The organism is Mesorhizobium sp. WSM4989 (genome assembly GCF_029625795.1).
Classification (GTDB): domain Bacteria; phylum Pseudomonadota; class Alphaproteobacteria; order Rhizobiales; family Rhizobiaceae; genus Mesorhizobium.
Genome location: NZ_JARTVN010000005.1, coordinates 139150 through 163591 on the forward strand (window position 1 = coordinate 139150; position 24442 = coordinate 163591).

The following is a 24442-nucleotide window of genomic DNA, read 5'->3' on the forward strand; positions in this document are numbered from 1 at the left end:
TGACGAAAGATCAGAATGCGTCGCTGGCGCTCTACGATTTCCGCCGGCAGCGAGCTCAGCTCCTGCCGGGCATCCGTGTTTACTGGCGACGAGACACAAGATGTGCCCAAATTGCCACCAGACCGTCACCTGCGATGAGTTTCGGCAACTGATTTTGTCCTTTCAATCGTCGCCACTTCCTGGCCGCGGCCAACATGGGCCACTCGAAGGCAGCAGACTGGCGGCTATATGGACGGGCTGTGAGCCCGCACCGGAGACATTGGCGAAATCTACGATCTCTATAGCAACGTCAAGGAGAAGCGCGAGGTGTTGCAGATGTGGTCAAATCACATCGAATGGCTGATCAAGCAGGCTGCGGATGACGCTCTGGCGGCGTAGCTGCTGGCATGGGCGGAAGATGCGGCGCAACAATCGTCAGAGCCTCATCGAATTGGAGAGCATGCTTGACCAGCAAATGCGCGGCCAATGCTTCGATGGCCGACCAGTGATCGAGTACTAGCCGGGCCGTGCAATCTTCGATCCGCCCCCAATCGGGGCGGCGCGGCATCAGGAACCGCAACTCACCATAGATTCGCTTGGCATCCGCGTAGTCGCTGCTCCCCTCATTCCCATCGGACGCATTCATCGCCATATCGCGCGGGTCCAGATAGCCTTCGAATGCGGATTCTGCAAAAGGACCTGCCAGACACGCAACTATCTCTTGGATCGCTTCATCGCGTTGGAAATGTCGATCCATATCGTTCTCGAAAATCGGCTTTAGCTCCGAGGTGAATCCTTGCGCTGAATAGAAAACCGTGCCTTCGACAAAACCACCGCACTCTCCGTCACCGGCGTCGGGGTAAATACTAACACTTGAGAAAGCAGGGAGTTCACGGTCGTCGTCGAACATCTGACGGTGCAAAACGATGGCGGCCACCGCGTGCCCGGCTTCGTGATGCGCCACAGACGGGAGAAGATATTGGGAGGCTACATTCATGCGGTGCGGCTCTCAGATCTAGTTTCCATCCAAGCCCTGATATCGGATTCAAGCCATGCGACTCGGCCGGGGGAGATGCGACGCCGCTTAGGGAACAGGCCTGCCTTCAGAGTCGCGCGGTCGCGCTCGAACTGCGTTCCACTGAAGTGCTTCAGGGTCTTTGCCGACTGGCCGGCGGCCCAGGCAAGTGCCCGCTCGCCTTCCACATCTTCAAGCCAAAGATAGAGATCGTCGTCGGGAGCATCCAGCGTTGGACGGACATCAAATGCGTTCATGTCCGGACAGCCTTCAGAAAGAAGGGATAGAGGCTTCCGTTTGATCGGGAACGCTTAGTGTTGGTAGCGGCGCCCACATGTTCGAAAAGCGTGATCATTGATGAGTTCTTCCAGTCGGTGCGGCATCGCAGTGCTTTTGCGCATAGGACCGCAATTGTCGTGCCAACTGGGAAAATCGTTTCGGAACAACGTGATCGCTCTGGCAGCGTTGTGTCAGATGTCCGACATCGTCGAGAATCCGACAACGAGTGCTCCTCCTAATCACCGGATCAACCTCCGGCGCCAGTCGGTGACACCGCATTCCTCTGTCTTTCCAGGAGACGGCGTGGACATCAATGCCGTTCCTCACCGAACCCGCCTCCTAGCCCTTCGCCCATACGTCACGGCCGCCCCCCGGTTTGGCTTCAACCTGAAGGATTACGGCGTCCTCTTCGCAGAGAAGATCGGGTTGTTCGTGGCGCGCGCAGCGGAGCCCAAGGAGCTTTTCTGGGTTGCGGATACTGGCATGTCGATATTACGACCGTGTGTCCTTCGACAAGCTTGGTGGCTTCTTCAACCAGAATCTCGCCGCGGAGATCGAATCGTTATCTGCGCCGCAAAGTGCGGCCGGTGAGCGGCGTGGCCCTGCGTTCCAGTTGGCCACGGTCCTCGCTGGGACGAGCAAGTAAATGGCTTGCGCAGCAACGGTGCGATCACACCTGGAGCACGGCGTCATCAGGAAAGCGCCATCCTTGTGCGCCCACGACACCCTGGTCGCCATCGGCCGCATCGCGGGGGGGCACTGTGGGCGATAACCATTCATTGATCTGGGCGATTGAGGGTTCTGCCGGGGCGCTATTGCTGCTCGGTAGGGCTGCGGGCTGGCGAGTCTACCAAGGCGAGCAACGACAGGCGAGACGGCAGACATTACGTGACGGAACTTGATATTGCAGTGCAGCAAGCGTAGAGCACCGCGCGCTTATCGGAGTGTCGTCCATGGCCCTTACCAATGCTGGTAACGAGGCAGAACCTGTCGAACAATCGAGCCATTCTGAGGTCGAGCAGCACAGCACCAAGGCGCTGATGTTGGGCGCACTAGGTGTCGTTTATGGCGATATAGGCACCAGCCCGATCTATGCATTTCGCGAGGCGTTGCATGCATCAGCGGGTGGCAACGTCGCCAGCCGTGGCGACATCCTCGGCGTACTCTCGCTGATCATCTGGTCCCTGACGATCACCGTGACGATCAAATACATCATGTTCGTGCTCCGCGCCGACAATCGAGGCGAGGGCGGAGTGCTGTCGCTTATGGCGCTGGCGCGCAACAGTTTCCCGACCTGCTCTGCGGTGATCCTCGGCATCGGCATCGGCATCGGCATCGTCGGCGCGGCGCTTTTTTTTGGCGACGCCGTCATTACGCCGGCAATCTCGGTACTGTCGGCGGTCGAAGGTATGAATGTCGTCACGCCGACGTTCCAGCCCTATGTGGTGCCGCTGACACTGGCCATCCTGGCGATCGTGTTTGCGGTACAGCGGTTTGGCACCGGCGGCGTAGGATTGGTGTTCGGACCCGTTACCGCGCTGTGGTTCCTGGCCATCGGCCTTTCCGGGCTCAACCACATCATGGACGACCCGGAAATCCTGCTGGCAATCAGCCCGCATTACATCGTGTCGTTCCTGGTCAACTCGCCTGACGTCGCCTTCGTTACGGTTGGTGCAGTCTTCCTCGCCGTCACCGGAGCCGAGGCGCTCTACGCCGACCTCGGCCATTTCGGCCGCAAGCCGATCGTGCTCGCCTGGCTGGCGATCGTGTTCCCTTGTCTGTTGCTCAATTATGTCGGGCAAGGCGCCTTCGTGCTGGCAAATGGCGGCGTTGTCGGTCATCCGTTCTTCGAGATGAACCAGGGCTGGACGCTTATTCCGATGGTCGTGCTTGCCACGGCGGCGACCGTGATCGCCTGCCAGGCGGTGATCTCCGGCGCCTTTTCGCTGACCAGGCAAGCGGTACAGCTCAACATGCTGCCGCGTTTCGTCATCCAGCACACGTCGGAAAAACAGTCGGGCCAGATCTATCTGCCGCGCATCAACCTGATGCTGGCGCTGGTGGTGATGCTGCTGGTGGTCGGCTTCGGCGAATCCAGCCGGCTGGCCTCGGCCTACGGTATTTCGGTGACCGGCAATATGCTGGTGACGAACATACTGCTTTTTGTTGTGATGACGCGCATCTGGAAATGGCCGCTCGGCGTCGCGATAGCCTTAATGGCGGTGTTCGTCTTCATCGATACCGGCTTCTTTGCAGCTAACATCGTCAAGGTATTCGAAGGCGGCTGGGCCTCGCTTGCCATTGCCGCAGTGATCGTGATGACCATGTGGACTTGGATAAGAGGCAGCAGGTATCTATTTGACAAGACGCGCAGGAACCAGATTCCGCTCGATTTCCTTGCGGGCAATCTGTTGAAGAAGAAACCGCAGCTGGTGTCCGGTACGGCCGTGTTCCTGACCAGCGATCCCGCCAGTGCGCCGACCGCGTTGATGCACAGCCTGAAGCACTACAAGGCGCTGCACGAACAGAACGTCATCCTCTCTGTGGTGACGGCGCAGCAGCCCGTGGTGCCCGACAGCGAGCGGATCAAGATGGAAACGATCAATGAGCTGTTCATGCGGGTGACACTGACCTTCGGCTACATGGAACAGCCTAACATCCCGCGTGCGCTGGCGATCTGCCGCAAGCAGGGTTGGAAGTTCGACATCATGACGACGTCCTTCTTCCTGTCGCGTCGCTCGCTCAAGGCGTCACCCAACTCCGGCATGCCGGTGTGGCAGGACAAGCTGTTCATCGGCTTGGCGCGCACGGCCGCCGACGCGACGGAGTATTTCCAGATCCCGACCGGACGTGTGGTCGAGATCGGAACGCAAGTGGCCGTTTAGGTATGCCCGGTTAAGCAGAATCAATTGGCATTTCGCGAGCCGGTGAATGCCTGACCGGGCGGAGGCCACGATGCTTGCGCCAAACTGGGGTCCGGTTCCAGGCCTGAAGCTTCCGGCCCCGAAAGCCGTCCTTTACGCCTGCGATCATTTCCGTTCCGCATTGTCTTGCCGACCCACCAGTCGAGATGCGCTGAAACGACCTCGCCGGGCAGCAACTTATCATTTGAACCTAATCGATGTGCCGCAAGTCCGACCTTCATTCTTCAGTTCACAGGCTAGCGTTGCCAAAATCGGCGTGCCGCCTAACCGGCGCCGCACCGTGACCTGTCAGGATGCTATGCAGGCGCGAGGCAGAAGCTGGCTCGAGGCCGCCGGCCTGGTGCTGGTCCGGCAGCGGCCGGGCTCGGCCAAAGGCTTCATGTTCCTCTGGAGGATGAGACGGGTGCGGCAAACGTCGTCGTCTGGGTCAAGATCTCTCGAGAAATTCCGGCGCGTGCTTCTTGCTTCGGCCATGCTCGGCGTCCGCGGACGCATCCGACGGAAGAGGAGGTGGTGCACCTCGTCGCCCACGAGCTGACCGATCTGTCGGCCGGGCTGGCCAGCGTGGGAAACCGCAAGACGCCGTTTCCGTTGCCGCACGGCCGAGGGACGAGGCTCATCACGGCGGATCGGGCATCGATCCGCGCGGCATGCCGAAGGGGCGCGACATCGTCGATGCAGTATGACCATATCGACCCTATCAAGTTCAAGACGCGTAACTTCCGGTAGCGCTTCCGGAGGCCACTTCAGCAGCATGTTGTGCACACTTTTGTCGGACCCTGTTAACTGCCGATTGGCAGCAGGTCACCCCGTGCCGGATCCCAAATGTCGTCGCTCTCAAGCGCAACGACTGCCCGCACCCTTTTTAAGTCAGCGAGCACCTCCACCGCCGGACGCCGCCCCGTTTCCTGAGCCGCGGCGTAACGGGTGTATTTGTGACTGTCCGGCTCAAACCACTTCAACGATTCCAAAGTAGCCATGGCATCGCCCTTGCGGCTGCGCGTGATGCGAATGATCGTGATCCCATCCTAAGCGCTCGCGTCGAATGGAGACACGCTGCCAACGCTTCATCTGCTCTACCCCATCTTTGTTCCAAGGCGGTCGGATCATCTCAATGAGCCCTGCCTCGGGGTGGCCAAAGCATGCATATTTATCGTTCGGCCCCGCATCGAATTATCATCTGCGATGTGGGACTCGATCTTGGGTTGGCGACGGCTTCGCTCCGGGAGTAGACGTCGGACCACTGATAAGTGCCGGACCTTCTCCACAATTTCTCGGCGGACTCATCGTGAACGCTCGATTGGACGTAAATGCGGTTCGCGGAAACGCAGGTCTGGCCGGCATTGCGGAACTTCGCCTGGACCGCACCGTCAACAGCACCGTCAATGTCGGCATCATCGAAGATGATGAAAGGTGCATTGCCGCCGGTTTCAAGGCTGACCTTCTTGATCTGGTCAGAGCACTGACGCATCAGCAGCCGTCCGACCTCGTTCGAACCGGTAAAGCTGATCTTTGGAATTGGTGCAGAGTTCACGGCCCACGCGATCACCTTCGGACGCATAGATCAGGTTGACCACGCCATCGGGAAAGCCGGCCTGATGGCGAGAGCAAACATTGCACCTAGCCACGCCACGATAAGATCGAGCGCGGCTTCGTTGCGTGCGGGTCTGTGGTCAGTGGAGGGCGGAGGAAAAGCGCTCGGCGTGCTCGCCCTCGCGATACCACTGGTTCGCGCCGGCAAGCGCCAGTTTCTGAGGCAAATCGCCGAACAGCTGGTAGAGCCTTACTCTCAGGGCTTGGCATCTATGTCGCCTACGACCGCCACATGCAGCCCGTCGCGTGCGAAAGCGGCTTTGTGGAAGGCGCTTAGATCGGAGGGCGTTACGCTAGTCAGCCTCCCTTGGGCGGTCTCGAATACGGATGCGTGCGTAGATTCCGCGCCGCCAGGCCAGCTCGGCGATCGCATGAGGTTCGCGCTCATTGGCAATGATTTCGGAGAGAAGCTGGGCGCGTATGCGGTCGAAAAGTGCTGGTGTAGCCGGATGCGGGTCCCGCCGCCGAGAATGTCGGCCAGCAGTCGAGCGCCGCGGCCCCGCACCAGGGACCGCCCATGAATGACTCATGCGAGGCGTCTCAAGGCTGTCCGCGATCCAGCGCCAGATCTCCGCCTCGCCCGAGACGCGCAGAGCTGGCCGGTTGTGCAGGAGCCGTCGGCAATATCCGCCTTCCTCGTTCGGATGGGTAACGCTTGCGATACGGAGTCTTGACTTTGGCAGTCGCTCTGTGACATTACCTATATAAAGTTCGAAAGAAGGCGATATGGATCATGCATAGGTCACAGAGACCCGAATGAAGGCAACGTATAAACGCACCTATTCGCGCTACGCGATGGAAGCGCTTGGCCTTTTCGGTAAGACCATCCGGCTTGGCCGGATGCAGCACCGGTTAACCGCACAGGAGTTAGCCGAGAGAATCGGTGTTTCACGCAGCACCCTGCAGCGCATCGAGAAGGGCGATCCCAAAGTCGAAATCGGACTGATGTTCGAAGCTGCTGCCATTGTCGGTGTGAAGCTGTTCGATGCCGACGGCAATGGCATCACAGCCCTCACAGGCCGCATGGACGATCGCATCGCGCTGCTGCCGAAGCACGTCTACAAGGCCGGCAAGCAGATCGTCGATGAGTTCTAAGGTCCCCAAGTACGACGAAGCCTATGTCTGGGTCTGGCTGCCGGGCGAGACCGCGCCGGTTGTCGCCGGGCGGCTATATGCCCATGACGGACTCGTCAGCTTCAACTATGGCAGGAGCTTTCGTGAACTGGGAAGCGCGATCCCGCTTTATCTCCCGGAACTGCCCCTGAAGGCAGGCGAATTGCCTTTGCTTCCTGGCCTAACCATGCCGGGATGCATCCGCGATGCTGCCCCTGATGCCTGGGGACGACGGGTTATCCTAAACCGCAAATTCGGTGTGAAGGGCGATGAAATCGCGCGGCTCGATATTTCAGAACTGACGTTCTTGCTGGAATCAGGCTCGGACCGCATCGGCGCGCTCGATTTTCAGTTTTCGCCAATGCATTACGAGCCGCGCGCACTGGCCAATGCCACTCTCGAAGAGCTTGTCCAATCGGCGGAGCGGGTAGAGAAAGGTATTCCGCTCACCCCCGAATTAGATCAGGCGCTGCATCACGGCAGCTCGATCGGCGGCGCAAGGCCAAAGGCGCTGATCGAGGGTGACGCCGTCAAGCATGTCGCGAAATTTTCCTCGTCTGCCGACCTTTACAGCGTCGTCAAAGGAGAATTCATAGCCATGCGGCTTGCCGCCTTGTGCGGCATCAGAGCGGCATCCGTCTCGCTCGTTCGCGCCGCAGGCAACGACGTGTTGCTCGTCGAGCGATTCGACCGGATCAAGGTCACGGGCGGCTGGCAACGCAAATCCATGGTCTCAGCGCTGACGATGCTCGCGCTCGATGAGATGATGGCGCGTTACGCCAGCTACCAGGATTTGGCGGAGATCATTCGCCACCGATTCACCGCGCCGTCGGAAACTCTGCGCGAGTTGTTCAGCCGCATTGTCTTCAACATACTTTGCGGCAACACCGACGATCATGCCCGCAACCATGCGGCATTCTGGGACGGCGCTAAGCTCACCCTCACGCCTGCGTACGATATTTGTCCGCAGGCCCGCAGTGGCCAGGAGGCCAGCCAGGCCATGCTCATCAGCGGCAATAACCGCATGAGCCGGATAGCGTCCTGCCTTGAAGCGGCGCATCACTTCCTGCTCAGCGCGCCGGAAGCTCTTGCGATTGTTGAAGGCCAGCTCCGATGCATTGCGGAGAATTGGCCGCGTGTCAGCGAGGAAGCTACGCTATCCGGCACAGATCGCAATCTGTTCTGGGGCCGACAGTTCCTCAATCCCTACGCTTTTACGGCGCTGGAAGGAAGCGCCGACGTTCTCCGCGCTCTGGCTGACGAACTACGCAACAGTGTTCACGCCTGATCCGGCGCTGGATTTCGGACAAGCTCGGCAAGCGCAAGACGCCCACAATATCGACAACCCTTGCCGTGCCAGGACGAAGATTGAACAAACGGCTCTTCAACAGTGACAACGTGCACTGCGGAGAGATGTGGAGCTGACACCGCAAAAGCCCAAGACGCGCGACTTCCCGCGATACAACTCCACATAACTGAGCGTCTACAAGCGGTGCAGCCAGCCAAACATCCAGCCATCAAAGCGATGATCGTCTGATCTTTTGCCGATGACATCACGTCGGGGAAGCCTTGTTCGAGCGCTTGCCGCTTCATATCGATACCGGCCTGGGCGTAGCGCATCGTTAGTTCAGCCCGAGTGGCCTGGCCATCGACTGATGGTGGCGATGTCAACACCCGCCTTGACGAGGTGGATGGCCGTCGTGTCCCGCAAAGGGCGATGATGGATGCTTTTTTCCGCCATGGTGGTTCCTTCGCCCGCAGCCATGTGTGCGCAGCAAGTATGGAACACCGAACCGGGTGAGCAGTGTGGGGCGGTCGTTGCTTTGCTCGGCGGGACAGGGCGATACCAGACGAAGGTCACAATCGAAGATTCAGGATCCCTGAACTCGTGCATCCGTATTGAACATCAGCGAAAACAGAGCGTAATCCCGCTGTCCAGAAGGCGTGCGGCGGACGATACGCGCCAGGACGCTCTTGATTTCCGGGCTCATCGAGATATTCGACAGGTGCCACCCACGCGCCCTCTTGAAGGGAAGTGTCACCACCAGTTGCAGCGTATCCTAATATTCGGGGTGCTCCGAAATCAGGAACCGCGCAAAGGCATGCATCGCCGCCAGCCTTGCATTGCGGGTCGCAACTGCCACGCTCGACCTCAAGTGATGTGAGAAAGCTGCCCATCCTGTCGGTATTGATGTCGGAGACCGCTTCTTCTTTCAAGAATATCTTCCCGCTCTCCCGCGGCATGAGCCCGTGGCATGCTTCGGCCCAATGCTGTGGATTGATGTTTCTTCATGCCACAACCTCGCTGACGAGACCGCCGAAAGCCCCTTCAAAGCGGTCGGTGGCGATCTCTCGCAGCTTTGGAAGGTAGTGCATTGATTTTTCGTGGAATGGGGACCCTGTTTAAAGGGTGATTTTCGTCCAAACGGGACCCCTTAACGATGGGGTCATCAAGATGCCTCCGGCTTGATCGGAGGCATTTGTGTTTTGGATGTTGGTTTTAGAGACGATTGCAAAGATACGTCGGCTGTCGCTGGTCCAGGGGAAGTCGATCAAAGCGATCTGCCGTGAGCTGAAGATCTCGCGCAAGGTGGTGCGCAAGGTCCTGCGTTCTGAGGAGACGCAGTTCCGCTACGAGCGCAAGCACCAGCCCTATCCCCGCATGGGAGCTCGGCGTGAGACGCGGGACCGGCTGCTGTCGGCGAATGCGGCCAAGCCGCAGCGGGAGCGGCTGCCGGTCGCTTCGACGGCTTCCATTGCATTCCCCCGTCGGTGTCGAAGACCTGCACGGTGCGCTTCGACAACAACAAATACTCGGTGCTGTCGAGTGCCGTCGGTCGGCCCATCGAGATCCATGCTTATGTCGATCGGATCGCATCCGCCAGAGGATGGCGTGGTCGTGGGAGAACACGTTCGCTCCTTTGGCCGCAACGAGGTCGCCTACGATCCCTGGCACACGGCGCGCGCCGTTCCTTGGCTGGGTCGTGCGGTCGGCAATGGAGAAGGTGCGGCGCAGCTCAAGGCGGTTGATGACGTCGACCGGCAGATGGTGTTGATCCTCACCTGGGTGCTGACCGACGGATTGAGCGCGGTCGAGGCCGCCTGTCAGGAAGCCATCGAGCACGGTGCATCGTCGGCGCCGGTGATCCTCAACATCCTGGCCCGCAGCCGCGATCCGGCGCCGGGCACGATCCTTTCCATTCCCCAAGCGCTGAAGCTAGCTCACGAGCGGTCGCCGACTGCACCCGCTATGACAGTCTCAGGAGGACAAACAGCCATGGAACGCACCGAGGTACTGGAACTGATGGGAGCGCTGAAGCTCTACGGAATGCGCAGAGCCTATGACGAGATCATGGGCGCGTCGCCATCAAGCGACGGCACGAGCCGCCCAGGATTGTCGGTGATCTCTTGCAGGCCGAGATATCGGAGAAGCAGGCCCGCTCCATCAAATACCAGTTCGCTGTCGCCAAGTTGCCGCTGGCCAAGGACATCGACGACTTCGACTTCGCCGACACGCCGGTCACCCCCTGATGCGCGATCTCGCCCGGCCGCGCCTTCGTCGCCGATCAGCGCAACATCGTCCTGGTCGGCCGCCTTCACGGGTCACCCAACTCGCGCGGAAGGTCGACCGCATTGCGACGGGCGCGTGTCGACTTCCCAACAATGTCAGACAGGAGACGCAACGCTATCGGAGCGATCGCATTGCCCGAAACGATTTTCCCAGTTGGCACGACAATTGCGGTCCTATGCGCAAAAGCAAACTAGACCTGAGAGCCGCACCGCATGAATGTAGCCTCCCAATATCTGCCGCTTGTGGCGCATCACGAAGCCGGGCACGCGGTGGCCGCCATCGTTTTGCACCGTCAGACGTTCGACGACGACCGTGAACTCCCTGCTTTCTCAAGTGTTAGTATTTACCCCGACGTCGGTGACGGAGAGTGCGGTGGTGTTGTCGAAGGCGCGGGTTTTTATTCAGCGCAAGGATTCACCTCGAAGCGAAAGCCGATTTTCGAGGACGATATGGATCGATGTTTGGAACGCGATGATGCGATCCGGGAGATAGTTGCGTGTCTGGCAGGTCCTTTTGCAGAATCCGCATTCGAAGGCTATCTGGACCCGCGCGATATGGCGATGAATGCGTCCGATGGGAATGAGGGGAGCAGCGACTACGCGGATGCCAAGCGAATCTATGGTGAGTTGCGGTTCCTGATGCCGCGCCGCCCCGATTGGGGGCGGATCGAAGATTGCACGGCCCGGCTAGTACTCGATCACTGGTCGGCCATCGAAGCATTGGCCGCGCATTTGCTGGTCAAGCATGCTCTCCAATTCGATGAGGCTCTGACGATTGTTGCGCCGCATCTTCCGCCCATGCCAGCAGCTACGCCGCCAGAGCGTCATCCGCAGCCTGCTTGATCAGCCATTCGATGTGATTTGACCACATCTGCAACACCTCGCGCTTCTCCTTGACGTTGCTATAGAGATTGTAGATTTCGCCAATGTCTGTCAAGGACGCCGCCTTGTGATTCAGTATGTGCTCGATGACGTGTGGCAATACCTGCCGCCTGCCGAGATTTGTCGCGAGCGTCCTGCGCAGATCGTGAAGGGTCCAGTTCTCCAAAGCCACCCCGTCAGTATTGACCTTGCCGTCTAGAGCCTTCTTGCCCTTCGCGTAGCCTGAGAAGTGGCTTCTTTCGTTGCCCCTCGCAGGGAAAAAAACGTGTCATTGGTCTTCGGTACCGTCTGGGGGACCGACACCGCCAGTGTGGACAGCGGAATAAGCGTAGGCTCTTCGTTCTTCGTGCGGTCACCCGATAGTTCCATGTTCCGGCTTCAAGGTTGAGGACCAACGCATCGCGGCAACTTCCGTACGCCTCTGTCCGGTCAGAATGAGCAGCTTGACGATGGAGCCGAACGAATAGCCGATATCGCCCGGTTCGGGCTCACAGCCCGTTCATATAGCCGCCAGTTCGGCATCGTTCACCACTCGCTTGCGCTTGACGATCGGGGCCGGATCCGGATTTTCCAATCCCTCGCGGGGAAACCGCGGATGAGCCGTTGCGGCGGTTTGCGACACCAGTTGAAAAATGCCCGCATACACCAGAAGGCCGTGTTAGCCGCTTGCGGGTGACCCCCGGCGACGATCTTCTTGGTGATGTTAGCAATGTCGGTGTCGATCACATGGTGGATAGAGCGACTCCCGAGGGCAGGCACAAGATACCGGTTCAGGCTGGCCTCGACCAGTGCGGTGTTTTGAGGGTCGTTACTCGGCGGCCTGGAGGTGACCGCCATCGCCGTCCTCGGTATCGTCAGCGCTGATATGCGCCTGATCGGCAAGGAAGGCTGGCAGTTCCGATGGAGCTATGCTGGAATTTGGGTGACGAGGCTGATCAAGCGGCGCTCTGCGGCTTCGTTTCGATGACCTGGATTCCGTCCAGGAACCTGGCACCTGCGATGAGTTTCGGCAACTGATTTTGTCCTTTCAATCGTCGCCACTTCCTGGCCGCGGCCAACAGCTTGAAGACCATCAGCTGGGCGGTTTTCGAGGATAGCGAGCCCTTGGTACGCACCGTGCGATAGCGAACGGTTGCAAAGACGCTTTCGATGGGATTGGACGTTCGCAGATGATCCCAGTGTTGGGCGGGGAAATCGTAGAGCGCCAGCGACGCAATATGATCTTTCGTCAGGCAGTCGACCGCCTTGGCATACGCCTCGGCCTCCATCTCGATCGCATGCGCAAGCAATTTGCGCGCGCCGCTGCGAAGTACATCCGTCAGGGTATCATCGATTTCGTCGGGCTGACGAAGGCGAACAATGTGTTGATAGTCTCGTTCATGGCGTATCACTCTCCTTGAGAGGTACTGGCAGGCTTCATCACCCGCCTCGATACGCCGCTCTCCTCAAGCCGCCATCATCCAGTTTCCGCCATGGCTCCCCCTGATTGATCCGCTTCACCTGTGCAACTGCACAGGCTGCCCTAGCGGGGAGATTGGCCTCCAATGGCGAAAGCTTGCCGCAGGAGACCCTCCGATGACCGTGCCTATGGCGCCGCCGCTACGACAACTTGCCGACAAGCAGCGTGCGATCCACTGCCGCGCTACTGCGCCTTCAAGGGACGTCTGGATCGCGACGCAGGAGCCGATGACCGTTACGGGATCAATTCCAGGTCGCGCTGGCCGTCGCTGTGCCAGTTCGACGGTCTGGTGGCAATTTGGGCACATCTTCTGTCGCCGACAGTGGCGATGGCTGACGCTTCAACGAAACGGGGTCTTCGACGTCTGCTGCCTTCGCCGATGCTTTGCGAAGTGGCATAATGTTTCGACGCACGCAGGCGCGGGCAGGGGATGTCAGTCATGAATCTCCTGACTGGCGCGGATCAGGCCGATTGGCGGGATGAAAGATCATACGACTACACCGCTGGCCTGACGCTGCGGGAGTGGGCTTGGGAGTTCTTACGCCGCAATCCAGCGTTCCAGCGCGATCTGACCGCTGCGCGCCAGCATTGCAAGACTTGGTCTCTCCAATCCTTTCTCGATATGGTCGCGTCGGCCGGCGACCTGTCACGCTGGGGTGTTCTGTTTCGCGGAGTCTTGTGGCCGCGCTTCGGTCGTATTCTGGTGTCCGCTCTGGTGCGTCCATGTGCTGCCGGTCATTGCGGAACGGTTGCCTGCCTCGTCGCCGACACCGCCGTTCGAACTCTCGGCATTGCCCTGTCGTGCAATCGTCCTGCTGGCGCCCGACAAGAGCCAGCATGTTCTTCTTCGCAATGCGGACCACGCGCTGCAGCTCGCCGTCTCGGGCGCGAATATCCTCCACCCTGTTTGCCTGCATACGCAAGCCATCTGGCCCGCGGTGCTTTTAAAGCATCGACTGAGGGGACTGGAGTGCCTCAATGCTCTCAGTCTAGGGCAACAGTTGCCCCCCCGCTTGTTTGCGCCGGAAAAGCGCGGCGTTCGTTTGTCCTTCGTTCTTCGTGCGCTCGACGGTTCGCTCGCCGGAGCACCTCATCGCGAGCTCGCCGAAGTTCTCATCGGTCAACGGCGCGTCCATGCCGACTGGGCGGATCCTCGCGATCATCTGCGCGACCGCATCCGTCGGGCCGTCTCGCGTGGCCGCGCGCTCATGAATGGTGGCTACAGAGATTTCCTAATTTGAAAAGCGACAGTCCGCGCTGTGCGTCGGTGGATGAACGTTCGCTCGCAGCTGTACCCGTCACCAACAGTTCGCCCGCCGACAGGACTGCATGGCGCCTTGCAAGTGCGCTCTGGTCTAGCTTGTCGATGCCGAAATGAGATGGGCGAGGGTGCCAAGGCGGTGGTTCATTAGGGCCGGCCTCGACCTGGACGCACATCATTGGTCGGAAAGCGGCGTGCACCGCAATGTCGCCATAGCAGCCAAGATCCTTTGAGGCCGGACCTGCAGTCCTGTTGGACCGGCGGGTGCAACAATATGGAGGGATCTGAGGCCTCACACCGTTCCCTGGTCGACAGCTCGGTCAACATAGCACCCACCGCTTGATTATGGAAATGGTGTGCCTGGAGTGCAGCGAGTAGCGGCTTGCTGCGCACTGTCCTAAGAATAGCAGTCATGACCCGTCTGGGGTTCTGCAACACGACGATTCAACCGCTTGGGCATTGTCGCATATCCCACAATGTAGAATGCGCAACAGGGCAAAAGCTGATCCATCGGCGGTTTATCAATGCTTTTTGGCTTGGCACGGCACATGCAACGCAATCGGCAAAAGGCGCACGAACTGAGTGGCCCATCGGCCCTAGGAGCGCTGACTTATGCCCTCCCAAGGCATGTCCGGCCCGACAGCGAGCTCAGTCTCCTGCCGGGCATCCGTGTTTCAGGTCAACGGCGTTTGGAACTTCCAATTAGGTGGCGGCATTGACCGCAGGCCGCCCCCCGGTGGGGCGGAGAGACAGTGCAGCAGGTTTCAAATCCCGCCCATGCAAAGATATTTCATTTCCAGATAGTCCTCGAGGCCATGACGGGAACCCTCCCGCCCGATGCCGGATTGTTTGATCCCGCCAAACGGTGCCGCCTCCGAGGACATGCGTCCCGTGTTGATGCCAACCATGCCATATTCCAGAGCCTCTGCCACACGCCAGACCCGCTTCAGGTTTGAGGCATAGAAGTATGCGGCGAGGCCGTATATCGTGTCATTGGCCTCGCGCACGACCTGATCCGCATCGTTGAAGCGAATGATCGGCGCGAGCGGCCCGAATGTCTCCTCTTGCGCGACTGCCATGACGCTGGAAATCTCGGTGAGGACCGTGGGTTCGAAAAACGTGCCATTCTTGCCGATACGCTGGCCCCCGCATCGTATTGTGCCGCCTTTCGCAATGGCATCTGCGACGTGAGACTCGATCTTGGCCAGAGCATGCTTGTCGATGAGCGGTCCGATGTCCACTCCGGCATCGAATCCGTCGCCAACCGACAAGTGCCGGATTCTTTCCACGAATTTCTTGACGAACTCATCGTGAACGCTCGATTGGACGTAAATGCGGTTCGCGGAAACGCAGGTCTGGCCGGCATTGCGGAACTTCGCCTGGACCGCACCGTCAACAGCACCGTCAATGTCGGCATCATCGAAGATGATGAAAGGTGCATTGCCGCCGGTTTCAAGGCTGACCTTCTTGATCTGGTCAGAGCACTGACGCATCAGCAGCCGTCCGACCTCGTTCGAACCGGTAAAGCTGATCTTTGGAATTGGTGCAGAGTTCACGGCCCACGCGATCACCTTCGGACGCATAGATCAGGTTGACCACGCCATCGGGAAAGCCGGCCTGATGGGCGAGGGCGAACATTGCGCCAGCCACGAGCGGCGTCTGTTCAGCGGGCTTGAGCACGATTGTGCAGCCCGCAGCCAAGGCCGGCGAGATTTTGCGCGCCACCATGGAGGCCGGGAAATTCCATGGCGTGATCGTGCCAACAACGCCGATGGGCTGCTTGATCACTAGCATTCGGCGGTCTGTCGAGGGTGCCGAGATCGTCTCGCCATAGACGCGATTGGCCTCCTCGGCATACCATTGCAGATACGCCGCCGCATGCGATACCTCTGAAATGGCTTCGGCAAGCGGCTTGCCCATTTCCGCAGTCAGAATCGCGGCGAGATCGCCTGCATGGTCGATGATCAGCTGATGCCATCGCCAAAGAACGTCGCTACGTTCTCGGGCCGTCAACGCGGCCCATCCCGACTGCGCAACATAGGCCTTGTCTACCGCAGCACGTGTCTCCTCCACGCCCATATCGGGAAGCTCTGCCAAAACTTCGCCGGTCGACGGATTGACGACCTCGAACGTCTTATTGCCAACTGGTCTGCCGAGTGCCGGCAGGCGGTCGATGGCTCCAAACAGGTGCGGGGATTTCAGACGGCGGATCATCGGCAGGCACAGGGGCAATACCGGATTCCTCCTCAACGCAGCGAACATCCAGGTCGACAGGCCGTCAGTGTGTATTCTGCACCAGTGGGTTCGTCGTAGGGCCTCGGCAAAGCAGCTGGTAGACCACGCTAGCCCGATGAAAAGACAGCAGTTTCGTTAGTTTGAGTGCCCGCGGTTCATCAATTGATGGATTAAGCAGTCGGATGTTTGCTTCATCCACCATGCCTGCTGGTGGCATGCGACTGAATTCTGCAAAAAGGCGGCATACATGCTGAGGAGCGCCATTTCGGCGAGAGGCCGCCGGACCGCCAATGCCGCGCAAGGTCGGCGAAAACGACTCCGCGCGTCTGCATGATCTGCTTGGCCCACGGGCCTCCACATTCGCTCTTCCCACGAGAAGCCCCGATGAAGAAGGAAGGTGAGATGAGTTTCTTTACTCATCCTTGCCGCCCAGCGGCGGGCCGACCACCAAAATGGCGGGCTCGGCCGAAAGCAGCTTTTTGGCCGCCGCCTTGACCTGTTTGAGCGTCACCCGACCGATGCTGCGGGCGCGACGCTGGTTGTAGTCGACGTCGGCCTTGTGAATCTGCAAATCCAGGAGCCGGTCTGCAATCGAGCGGGTCGAGCCCAGTTGGTCGATGGCATAGGCGCCGATCAGGTGCTTCTTCGACGCCTTGAGCTCGGCCCCGGTCGGTCCTTGCTGCGCCATCTGCTTTACCACATCTCGCACGATGCTCAGTGTTTGGGCAGCGCAGTCCGAGCGTGTCTCTGTCGTAACCAGAAGCGAGTCAAGGGTTAGTTCAGAGCTGACGTGATAGGCAAGGCCGCGTTTTTGACGTACCTCCTCGTAAAGGCGGGAAGTCAAGTATGAGCCGCCAAGGATGTCGTTCAGCAGCACGGCCGCGTAGAAATCCGGCGCGCTAGGCTTCACGCCAGGCCAGGCCAACGTCAGCGAAGTCTGCGGCAGGTCGTAGTTCTCCTCCACCAGTTGACCGAGTTTCGGCGCGACATCGTAGACGGGGACGAGGGTTTGTTGCTCAGGCAAATCACCAAACAGCTGGTCAAGCCTTTCCCTCAACGTGTTCGCGTCAATGTCACCCACCACGGCAATATGGAGCCCGTCGCGAGCGAAAATGGCCTGGTGGAAGGCGCGGAGGTCGGACGGCGTGATGCCGGGCAGGCTCTCTTTTGTGCCTTCTCCCAGCCTTGAACAAGGATGCGCGCCATAGATCGCGCGCAGCCATTTGCGCTGAGCGATGGCGTTAGGGTCTCGCTCGCTGCCGACGATGCGGGAGACAATCTCGGCGCGGACGCGATCGATCGGCCCCTGCTCGAAGCGCGGCGCGTTCAGCGCGAGCCGAAGCAGGCCGAACGCCGCGTCCTGCTTTTTGGAAAGCATGCACATCGATCCGTAGATGTCGTCGCTTTGCGCGTCCAAACTCATTTCGGCGCCGGCATGGTCGAGCTTCACCTGGAAGGCACCGCTGTCGTAATGGCCAGCGCCTTCGATGAACAGGCCGGCCATCAGTTTGGCCATCCCCTCCTTCCCGACCGGGTCCTGCTTGGTGCCGCCCTTGAAGGCAAAGCCGATGTTGACGATTTCCACTGTGTGGTCCTCCACCAGCCAGGCGATGATGCCCTTTTCGGACTTCACCTCCTGGATGTTCATCGCAGCATGGGGCCGAGCGCCGAGCGTCATCTCTTGATTCTCCGTCTTGGGCAAGAGATAGCCCGTGGTCGAACGGTCGAACGCGAGATAGCGGGCGGCAACTGCTTTGATTTGCTCGGGGGTAACCTTGCGGATGCGATTCGGCCGTTCCTCGACATCCTTCACGGTACCGCCGGTGGCCAGCGTCGAGCCGTAGATGCTGGCGAGCCAGTCCAGGTTGTCTTCCGCAAAGATCATATTGAGCAAATAGTGGTCCTTGGCCTTGCCTAGTTCCTCGTTGCTGACACCATCCTCGGCAATGCGGGCAACTTCGGCAGCGGCCGCCGCTTCGAGATCAGCCAGCTTGGCATCGCCGCGCGGTGCGCCATAGATGGCGAACTTGGTGTCGTCGAGCATAGTGCCCTGGAAATAGACGCGGGCGCTGGAAGCGATACCTTGCTGGACAGCGAGCGCCTGGTAGAGCCGGCCGCGGTTACCGCCGCCGAGAATTTCGGCCAGCAGGTCGAGCGCTTCGGCCTCGCCCGGCTTGGCGGTGTGGTAGGACGGCACCACCCACTGCGTCGAAAAACTGGGCACGCTGACGCGGGCGTCTGAGAGCGTGACGGTGCGCCTGGTGTTCTGCTCGGGCTCAACCGGCCGGATGCGCGGCGGCAGGTCAGGTCCGCGCGCCACCTTGCCATAGGTCTTTTCGGCCAGCGCCCGCACCGTGTCCGGTTCGACATCGCCGGCCACGATCAGCACGGAGTTGTTGGGCCAGTAGTACTTTTCATAGAAGACGGTGGCGTCGACGCGGTTCAGCTGCTCGATCTCCTGCATCCAGCCGATGATCGGGATGCGATAGGGGTGGTTCTGCCACAGCGTCGCGTCGATCTCCTCATGGAGAACGTCCTGCGGGTTGGTGTCGGTGCTTGAGCGGCGCTCCTCGATGACCACATCGCGCTCGGTCTTGACGACATCGTCGGTCAGGATGAGGTTTCGCATTCGGTCGGCCTCGAAGCTCATCATCAGCTCGAGCGCCGACGGCGCCACTGTCTGATAGAAGGCGGTGTAGTCGGAGGAGGTGAAGGCGTTGTTGGAGCCGCCGATCTCGAACACTGCGCGGTCGAATTCGCCGCCCGCATGGTTGGTCGTCGCCTTGAACATCAGATGCTCGAAGAAATGGGCGATGCCGGATTTGCCCGGCGGCTCGTCGGCGCTGCCGATCTTGTACCACACCATGTGGGTGACGATCGGCGCCCGGTGGTTGGGAATGACGACCACCTCCATGCCGTTGTCGAGCACGAAATCCCTCGCCTTGCCGTCCTCCCATGCGACGGGGATCGGAGCCGGCCCCGCGCCGACCAACTCGGACGCAACGGACGTCCTGCGAAGCCCATGAGTGCGGGGCTTGCTTGGTAGTTCTGGTAGGGAGAGTGGGGTTATGGGCTGCGTTCCTGGCAAAGTGATCTGTTCCTCATTTTGAAGGATCTATGTCTCCCGAACGCCTATTGGGAGAAAGTGGATCGGCACGCGACGCCGAGCCACATGAGCCGTCAGCGTGTTGCTGGGCCTGACGCGAGCCTCATCTTTGGATGCGTCCGGGAAACTTTCGGCATGGTGAGGCCATGGGAAGTCTGCTCGTTATCCATTGGGTGTTTGCGGATACCTGAGCATGCCCCGTGCCAAGTAAGAAAGCCCCGATTCGCAAGGTTTGATCCAACCTTGATACTTGCGATATCCGACATTGTCGGGCATCCGACAGAAAGCGCCTTTCGCCGGCGCGCCGGCTATGACGCTCGCCTCCTCCGGCGTGACGACGATCCTTTGGCGGGCGCCGCGCACACCGATCTGCCCGCCTATCAGCACCGCGACATCGAAGGACAGCGCGATCGTGACTGGATGGGTCTTACGCAAACATGCAGCAGTGCCACCGCGATCAGGACTTCATCCGCCCCACAAAGACCCGAGCGCGAGGGACGACGTGTAAGGCAACATGTCATCCTCGATAATGATGCCGCGCATAAAGAGGTAAGGTCCCTCGTCGTACCGGCGAGCCCCTTCGCTGGGTCTCGCGAGGGTCTGGTTTGCGAACGTCGACCGACAGCATCACGGCATGGGCGGCCCCATCGGTAGGCAAGCATTGACCGTGCCATCAGCGTTGAGGCAGCGCAGAGCCCAATTTCCCGGTGCCAGCCGGTACGTTGGAGCTTCAACTGTGGCCAGCCAAGCGGGCCGAGGCCGTGAAACTCCTGATACCCTGGACCGTCCGGATTGCAACGCACGACGCCTTGGTCTCGCGCCAACGTCCATTGACGCTCAGCGAAGCATCATGCGGACGAGCTGGGAAAGCTTGGCCGGGCCGGCGCCTTCCCAGGCGCATGGGACGCGCGACGACCCATGTGGACCTTGGATTTCACTACGCACTTACGCTGCTTTGGCCTTGTCAGCAGCCTGAGCATAAAGCGTGCTCAGCTTTCAGGGCGAGCCTCTTTCATGTTGATAGCATCTGTCGTCATTCAGGATCGCCCCATTTTCGCATGCCGCTTGCAGCTTTCAGACTGTTGTCAGCCAGGGCCGCCATAAAGGGTCTCGTTTAACGCATTCGGGAGGCTTCATCACTCGACCACATTAATTTCGGGCCGTTCGCCGGCGCTCCGAATGGCACTTAACACCAGATCCTCTCCAAACCCGTGATGATCCAAGAGGAAAACGAAAAATCCCTAAATCATAAAAAAGCACCGATACGGTCGGCTCCAGGCTGATGAAATTGCGGTCTCACTGGCCACGCACGATACTTGCGATGGCGATGGCCATTGCAAAGGCCGGTCAAGCACCCAAGACGCTGACAAGCACGCCTCCGACCAAAGCTCGATCGTTGGCAGCCTTTCTAGCCGTATACTTGGGGCATTTTGGGACGGCGATCCGGACGCCGATTAAAACCTGCCGGTCGTCTAAATGGAATGGTTGGTCCGGGTCCTTACTGGACCTGCGCCAACCCGATCGGGCCGGCGCACAGGGGCACCCAGACAATTGGACACGTCGCCTTTGCGCGGCGGCTTGCACTTTCTCGGATGGCCTTTTTTCTCCCCGGGCGAAATCGAGCGAGCGGTGAGGCGGAGCCTTCGATTTTGCCGATCATGTCGTGTCGCTTCGATCGAACTGCTCAGACGATGATAGCGGCATTGATTGCCGCGGCCGAAATGCGTTGTGTGAAGTACGATTTCTACGCCGTATACATACTGCCGTACAGTTCGCCCTGTCAGCAGCCTTGCCAGCAATCCGCCCTGTGTCCAACTGTCGTCGAATTCACCGGTGTCATTGAGGAATTCGTATGATCGCCTCGAAACCATCATTGCGACCGCGGGCGGGCGACGCAAGCTCTAGACTGCCACCGATCCGCTGGATAACCATGTTAGCGATATGTAGACCAAGGCCTGAGCCCGCAGCAGGAGTAGCACCACGACTAAATCGCTTTGTAAGCCCTTCGAGGTCGGGGAGGGGCACCACCGGTCCGGCGTTTGCAATAGCGATGGTTCCATCAGTTTGGACGGAAACTGTTGTCGGAACAGTGGGCAGTCCATGTATCAGCGCATTCTCGATCAGGTTACGAAGGAGGATCCCAAACGCATCGACATCCACTTTGCGCATCAAAGTGGGGCAGCCGTCGACGTTAAGATGCAGGCGTCCGGCATATTGCGGCTTTTTCCTCAGGTCATCGATTTCCAGCCGAACCGATCGGACAAGATCGATCGCGTGATCCGCCATGCCAACCCCCGATTCGGCTTGAGCGAGCTGAAGCACTTTTTCGACAAGGCGGCCAAGGCTCGACAGCGCTTGCTCGATGCCGCGCGCACGCATTTTGGCCGACCCATTGGGAAGCTCGGCCACTAATCTCTGCATCTGAGCGATTGAACCTGCGATCGGCGTGCGCAGTTCATGCGCACTGTTTGCGGCGAACTCGCGTTCGGCCTCGAGAGCCGCCCGCAGACGATCGAGAAGCCGATTGACGGATGCCGCGATTGGAGCCAACTCTGCCGGGAAATCGCCCAAGTCCATTGGTGACAGATTGCCGCCGTCGCGCGATCCGATCTGCTGTCGCAGTACCTCGATTGGCCGCAGCGAGCGCCGGATCACGATCCACCAAACAGCTAAGCTAAAGGGCAGGAGCACGAGTGTCGGAAGGAAGACAAAAAGTGCGCCCTTCGCGATTGTGGTACGGCGGCCATCAAGCGGTTCGGCCAACTGATGATACACGCCGTCTTGGATCTCCTCTGTGTAGACGCGGTAATCAGCGTTTCGCCAAAAGCCGTTACTCAGGGGAGCATCAGGGAAGGGCTGCTGACCCTCTTCCGGTTCAGAAATAAGCACTACCCCGTACTTATTAATAACCTGCTCACGATAGGTCCAGTACTTTTCATAAGTTGGCAAGTGGTTATTGTATTGATCAACGTGTTTTCCATTCAAGACCTTGATCAGCTCTGGTTCTCTGTACTCTGCGCTCCCCTGGAGCAAGTCATCCGAACTTTCGTTTACATTATTGCAAAAAATGAACGCAGCAATGGTTGGGGCGGCGATCCAAACCAGGAGCGTTGCCCCGCCTAACCACGATATCAGCTTTCTCGTCATGCTGTTCGAGTTCGTCATGTGACCACGAGCCTGTATCCGGAGCCACGCACGGTTGCTATTCTATCCCCGCCGATCTTCTTGCGGAGCCGGCTGACATAAACCTCCACTGTGTTGCTCTCGAACTCCGAATTGAATGAATAAAGCGCGTGCTCGATCCTCCCCTTTGAAACGACCGAACCGGGCCGGCGTAGAAGGCAGTCGAGCACCGCCCATTCGCGTCCAGACAGGTGGACCTCCTGCCCGTCGCGGAAGAGGCGTCGCTCGGCTGCCTGTATGGAAAGCGTCCCAACCGAAAATTGCGGCTCCGGAAAATGCCCTTGGCGACGTGCCACTGCACGGATGCGTGCCGAGAGTTCCCCCAGATCGAACGGCTTGACCAAATAGTCGTCGGCGCCAGCGTTGAGCCCCTCGATGCGATGCGAAATCCGATCGCGGGCTGTCAGAATGATGACCGGCGTTGTATCAAGCCCCTTGATCAGCTCCCGCAGATAGTCGATGCCATTGCCGTCCGGCAGGTGAACGTCGAGCAAAATAACGTCGTAGCCGGCCACAGCTGCATGACCGCGCGCTCCGGACAGGCCCTCGGCCCAGTCGACCGCGTGGCCACCAGCCACCAAATGATCGTGCACAGCACTTCTAAGGTCGTCGTCGTCTTCAATGAGCAGTATTCGCATCAGGCTGCCGAGCTCCGGTATGAGGGCAAGGCTCCTGCCTTATTGATCGAAGCTGACAGTAGGCTGAACCGGCGCCAGCGAATATCTGGGGGCTTTCAGGCTGCTGTCAGCTACAATTGCAAGAAAGGGGTCGTTAACAAAGCCAAACGAAGAGGCCTTATGAAACCCCTCCTGATCTCGGCACTTTTGCTCAATGTGACCACCGGCGGCTGTACACTGGTTGGCGGGCAATTCGACGTGGCGGTCAACGAATGGCAGCCGCGCCACGCGTCAATGTCCAGGCTTGAAACTGACAGGTGTCTTAAATACGAGGGCACCGTAGCGGGTGCCTCCAGTTATCGAACAGTGCCTAGCAGGTCAGAAGTGCACTTTGACCATAGGGGTCGTCCGTATTTTCGGCGCTCGCGAACAGAGTCGACGGTCAATCGATGCGCCACTGCCAGAGTCTGGAACGGTCAAGTGTTTGTTATCCCCCGTCCGGGCCATATTCTCTGCCGAGGACCAAGAAGGCCCTATTTTCGGTGCCCACGAACAGAGCCAACGGTCAATCGATGCGCCACTGCCAGGGTCTGGAACGGTCAAGTGTTTGTGATCCCCTGTCCCGGCCGTGTTCTCTGCCGAACTCGCCCTTGTAGTCGGCACACCAAAGATCGTTAGGGCGACAGCCGTTTGAAAGTGGTGTCCCCGTCGCCCTGTTGCGCCTGCGCTTGCGGCGCTCGACCATGCCGTGGCGGTCGAGCACGGCATGCACGGCCGAGATCGCGGGCCGGTGCACATCCGGATACAGCCGGGCCAGCCGCTCGCGTATCTTCGGCGCACCCCATGTCGGCTTGTCTTGCTTGAGGCGCACAATCAGCTTCTCGATTTGAAACGGAAGCTGATTGGCGTGGCGATAGGGCCGCCGCGATCGGTCCGTCAGCCCTCCAGGCCGCTGTCGTTGTAGCGCGTGAGGATCTTGTAGCCGGTCTTGCGCGAGATATCGAACTCCCGGCAAAGCACCGCCATCTTCTCGCGTCCAGCAGCCGGGCGACGAACTTCAGCCGCTCTTCCATGACGTTACACTCCTTCCAAGGCACCTTGCTCTCCTTGCAAAGGGCCGAAAGTGTAACCCATCTATCCGGAATGAACTGTCACCCATCTCTCGGGAAGGAAAGTCATGGCCAAGGCAACTGGAAGCCGAATTTTCTTTTAGAGTATGAATCAGC

General features: G+C 59.4%; 13 protein-coding genes and 7 pseudogenes. 8 read left to right on the plus strand and 12 right to left on the minus strand.

All coding sequences use genetic code 11. The annotated features are described in order from the left end of the window. Positions 1–343: 343 nt before the first annotated feature. Together P9217_RS29000 and P9217_RS29005 are read right to left on the minus strand one after the other, a co-directional pair. Positions 344–976, minus strand: coding sequence for a hypothetical protein (locus P9217_RS29000; protein ID WP_127287488.1), 633 nt, complete (start codon positions 974–976; stop codon positions 344–346). Then, positions 973–1251, minus strand: a complete 279-nt coding sequence (locus P9217_RS29005) for an AlpA family phage regulatory protein (protein WP_063169289.1) — start codon at positions 1249–1251, stop codon at positions 973–975. The genes P9217_RS29000 and P9217_RS29005 overlap by 4 nt, the downstream gene beginning before the upstream one ends. A 975-nt stretch (positions 1252–2226) precedes the next feature. Between P9217_RS29005 and P9217_RS29010 the strand changes: the two genes are divergently transcribed. Together P9217_RS29010 and P9217_RS29015 are read left to right on the plus strand one after the other, a co-directional pair. Continuing rightward, on the plus strand, positions 2227–4158 hold the full coding sequence (locus tag P9217_RS29010) for a potassium transporter Kup (protein WP_063169287.1): 1932 nt from the start codon (positions 2227–2229) through the stop codon (positions 4156–4158). Between the two features lie 307 nt (positions 4159–4465). Further along, positions 4466–4926, plus strand: a pseudogene (locus tag P9217_RS29015) (OB-fold nucleic acid binding domain-containing protein); the annotation flags it as partial. A 512-nt stretch (positions 4927–5438) separates the two neighbouring features. Here the strand turns inward: P9217_RS29015 and P9217_RS29020 are convergent. After that, positions 5439–5935, minus strand: a pseudogene (locus tag P9217_RS29020) (aldehyde dehydrogenase family protein); the annotation flags it as partial. A 650-nt stretch (positions 5936–6585) separates the two neighbouring features. On the opposite strand from P9217_RS29020, the gene P9217_RS29025 reads away from it, so the two are divergent. Both P9217_RS29025 and P9217_RS29030 read left to right on the plus strand, forming a co-directional pair. Next, positions 6586–6885, plus strand: a complete 300-nt coding sequence (locus P9217_RS29025) for a helix-turn-helix transcriptional regulator (protein ID WP_210326673.1) — start codon at positions 6586–6588, stop codon at positions 6883–6885. Then, complete coding sequence (locus P9217_RS29030) at positions 6875–8191, plus strand: HipA domain-containing protein (protein ID WP_063169281.1); 1317 nt, start codon at positions 6875–6877, stop codon at positions 8189–8191. Before P9217_RS29025 ends, P9217_RS29030 begins: the two co-directional genes overlap by 11 nt. Before the next feature lie 569 nt (positions 8192–8760). Here P9217_RS29030 and P9217_RS29035 read toward each other — a convergent pair. After that, complete coding sequence (locus tag P9217_RS29035; RefSeq protein ID WP_126066776.1) at positions 8761–9120, minus strand: hypothetical protein; 360 nt, start codon at positions 9118–9120, stop codon at positions 8761–8763. 516 nt (positions 9121–9636) lie between these two features. Between P9217_RS29035 and P9217_RS29040 the strand changes: the two are divergent. The 3 genes and pseudogenes from P9217_RS29040 to P9217_RS29050 form a co-directional block, all read left to right on the plus strand. Next, positions 9637–10170: pseudogene (locus P9217_RS29040) on the plus strand (IS21 family transposase); the annotation flags it as partial. A 10-nt stretch (positions 10171–10180) separates the two neighbouring features. Beyond that, a pseudogene (locus P9217_RS29045) lies at positions 10181–10494 on the plus strand (ATP-binding protein); the annotation flags it as partial. 192 nt (positions 10495–10686) lie between these two features. Further along, a complete protein-coding gene (locus P9217_RS29050) occupies positions 10687–11316 on the plus strand; it encodes a hypothetical protein (RefSeq protein WP_063169279.1) in 630 nt (209 codons plus the stop codon). On the opposite strand, the gene P9217_RS29055 is transcribed toward P9217_RS29050, so the two are convergent. Further along, entirely contained in the window at positions 11282–11527 is a 246-nt protein-coding gene (locus P9217_RS29055; RefSeq protein ID WP_082826569.1) for a tyrosine-type recombinase/integrase, read from the minus strand. The genes P9217_RS29050 and P9217_RS29055 overlap by 35 nt on opposite strands. A gap of 763 nt (positions 11528–12290) precedes the next feature. Beyond that, on the minus strand, positions 12291–12746 hold the full coding sequence (locus P9217_RS29060; protein WP_256748481.1) for a transposase: 456 nt from the start codon (positions 12744–12746) through the stop codon (positions 12291–12293). Between the two features lie 793 nt (positions 12747–13539). Between P9217_RS29060 and P9217_RS29065 the strand changes: the two genes are divergently transcribed. Beyond that, positions 13540–14055: a DUF2285 domain-containing protein gene (locus tag P9217_RS29065; RefSeq protein ID WP_224570032.1), complete on the plus strand. Its 516-nt coding sequence runs from the start codon at positions 13540–13542 to the stop codon at positions 14053–14055. 784 nt (positions 14056–14839) lie between these two features. On the opposite strand, the pseudogene P9217_RS29070 reads toward P9217_RS29065, so the two are convergent. From P9217_RS29070 to P9217_RS29095, 6 genes and pseudogenes are all read right to left on the minus strand, one after another. Beyond that, a pseudogene (locus P9217_RS29070) lies at positions 14840–16307 on the minus strand (NAD-dependent succinate-semialdehyde dehydrogenase). 415 nt (positions 16308–16722) lie between these two features. Next, a complete protein-coding gene (locus P9217_RS29075) occupies positions 16723–17988 on the minus strand; it encodes a pitrilysin family protein (protein WP_128311092.1) in 1266 nt (421 codons plus the stop codon). Positions 17989–17997: 9 nt separating this feature from the next. Continuing rightward, positions 17998–19302: pseudogene (locus tag P9217_RS29080) on the minus strand (pitrilysin family protein); the annotation flags it as partial. 1950 nt (positions 19303–21252) lie between these two features. Next, the gene (locus P9217_RS29085; RefSeq protein WP_063169275.1) at positions 21253–22581 is read right to left on the minus strand and encodes a HAMP domain-containing sensor histidine kinase; all 1329 of its coding nucleotides are present in this window, start codon (positions 22579–22581) and stop codon (positions 21253–21255) included. Further along, positions 22578–23237, minus strand: coding sequence for a response regulator transcription factor (locus P9217_RS29090; protein ID WP_024505389.1), 660 nt, complete (start codon positions 23235–23237; stop codon positions 22578–22580). Before P9217_RS29090 ends, P9217_RS29085 begins: the two co-directional genes overlap by 4 nt. 619 nt (positions 23238–23856) lie before the next feature. Continuing rightward, positions 23857–24289: pseudogene (locus P9217_RS29095) on the minus strand (helix-turn-helix domain-containing protein); the annotation flags it as partial. Between the last annotated feature and the right edge of the window lie 153 nt (positions 24290–24442).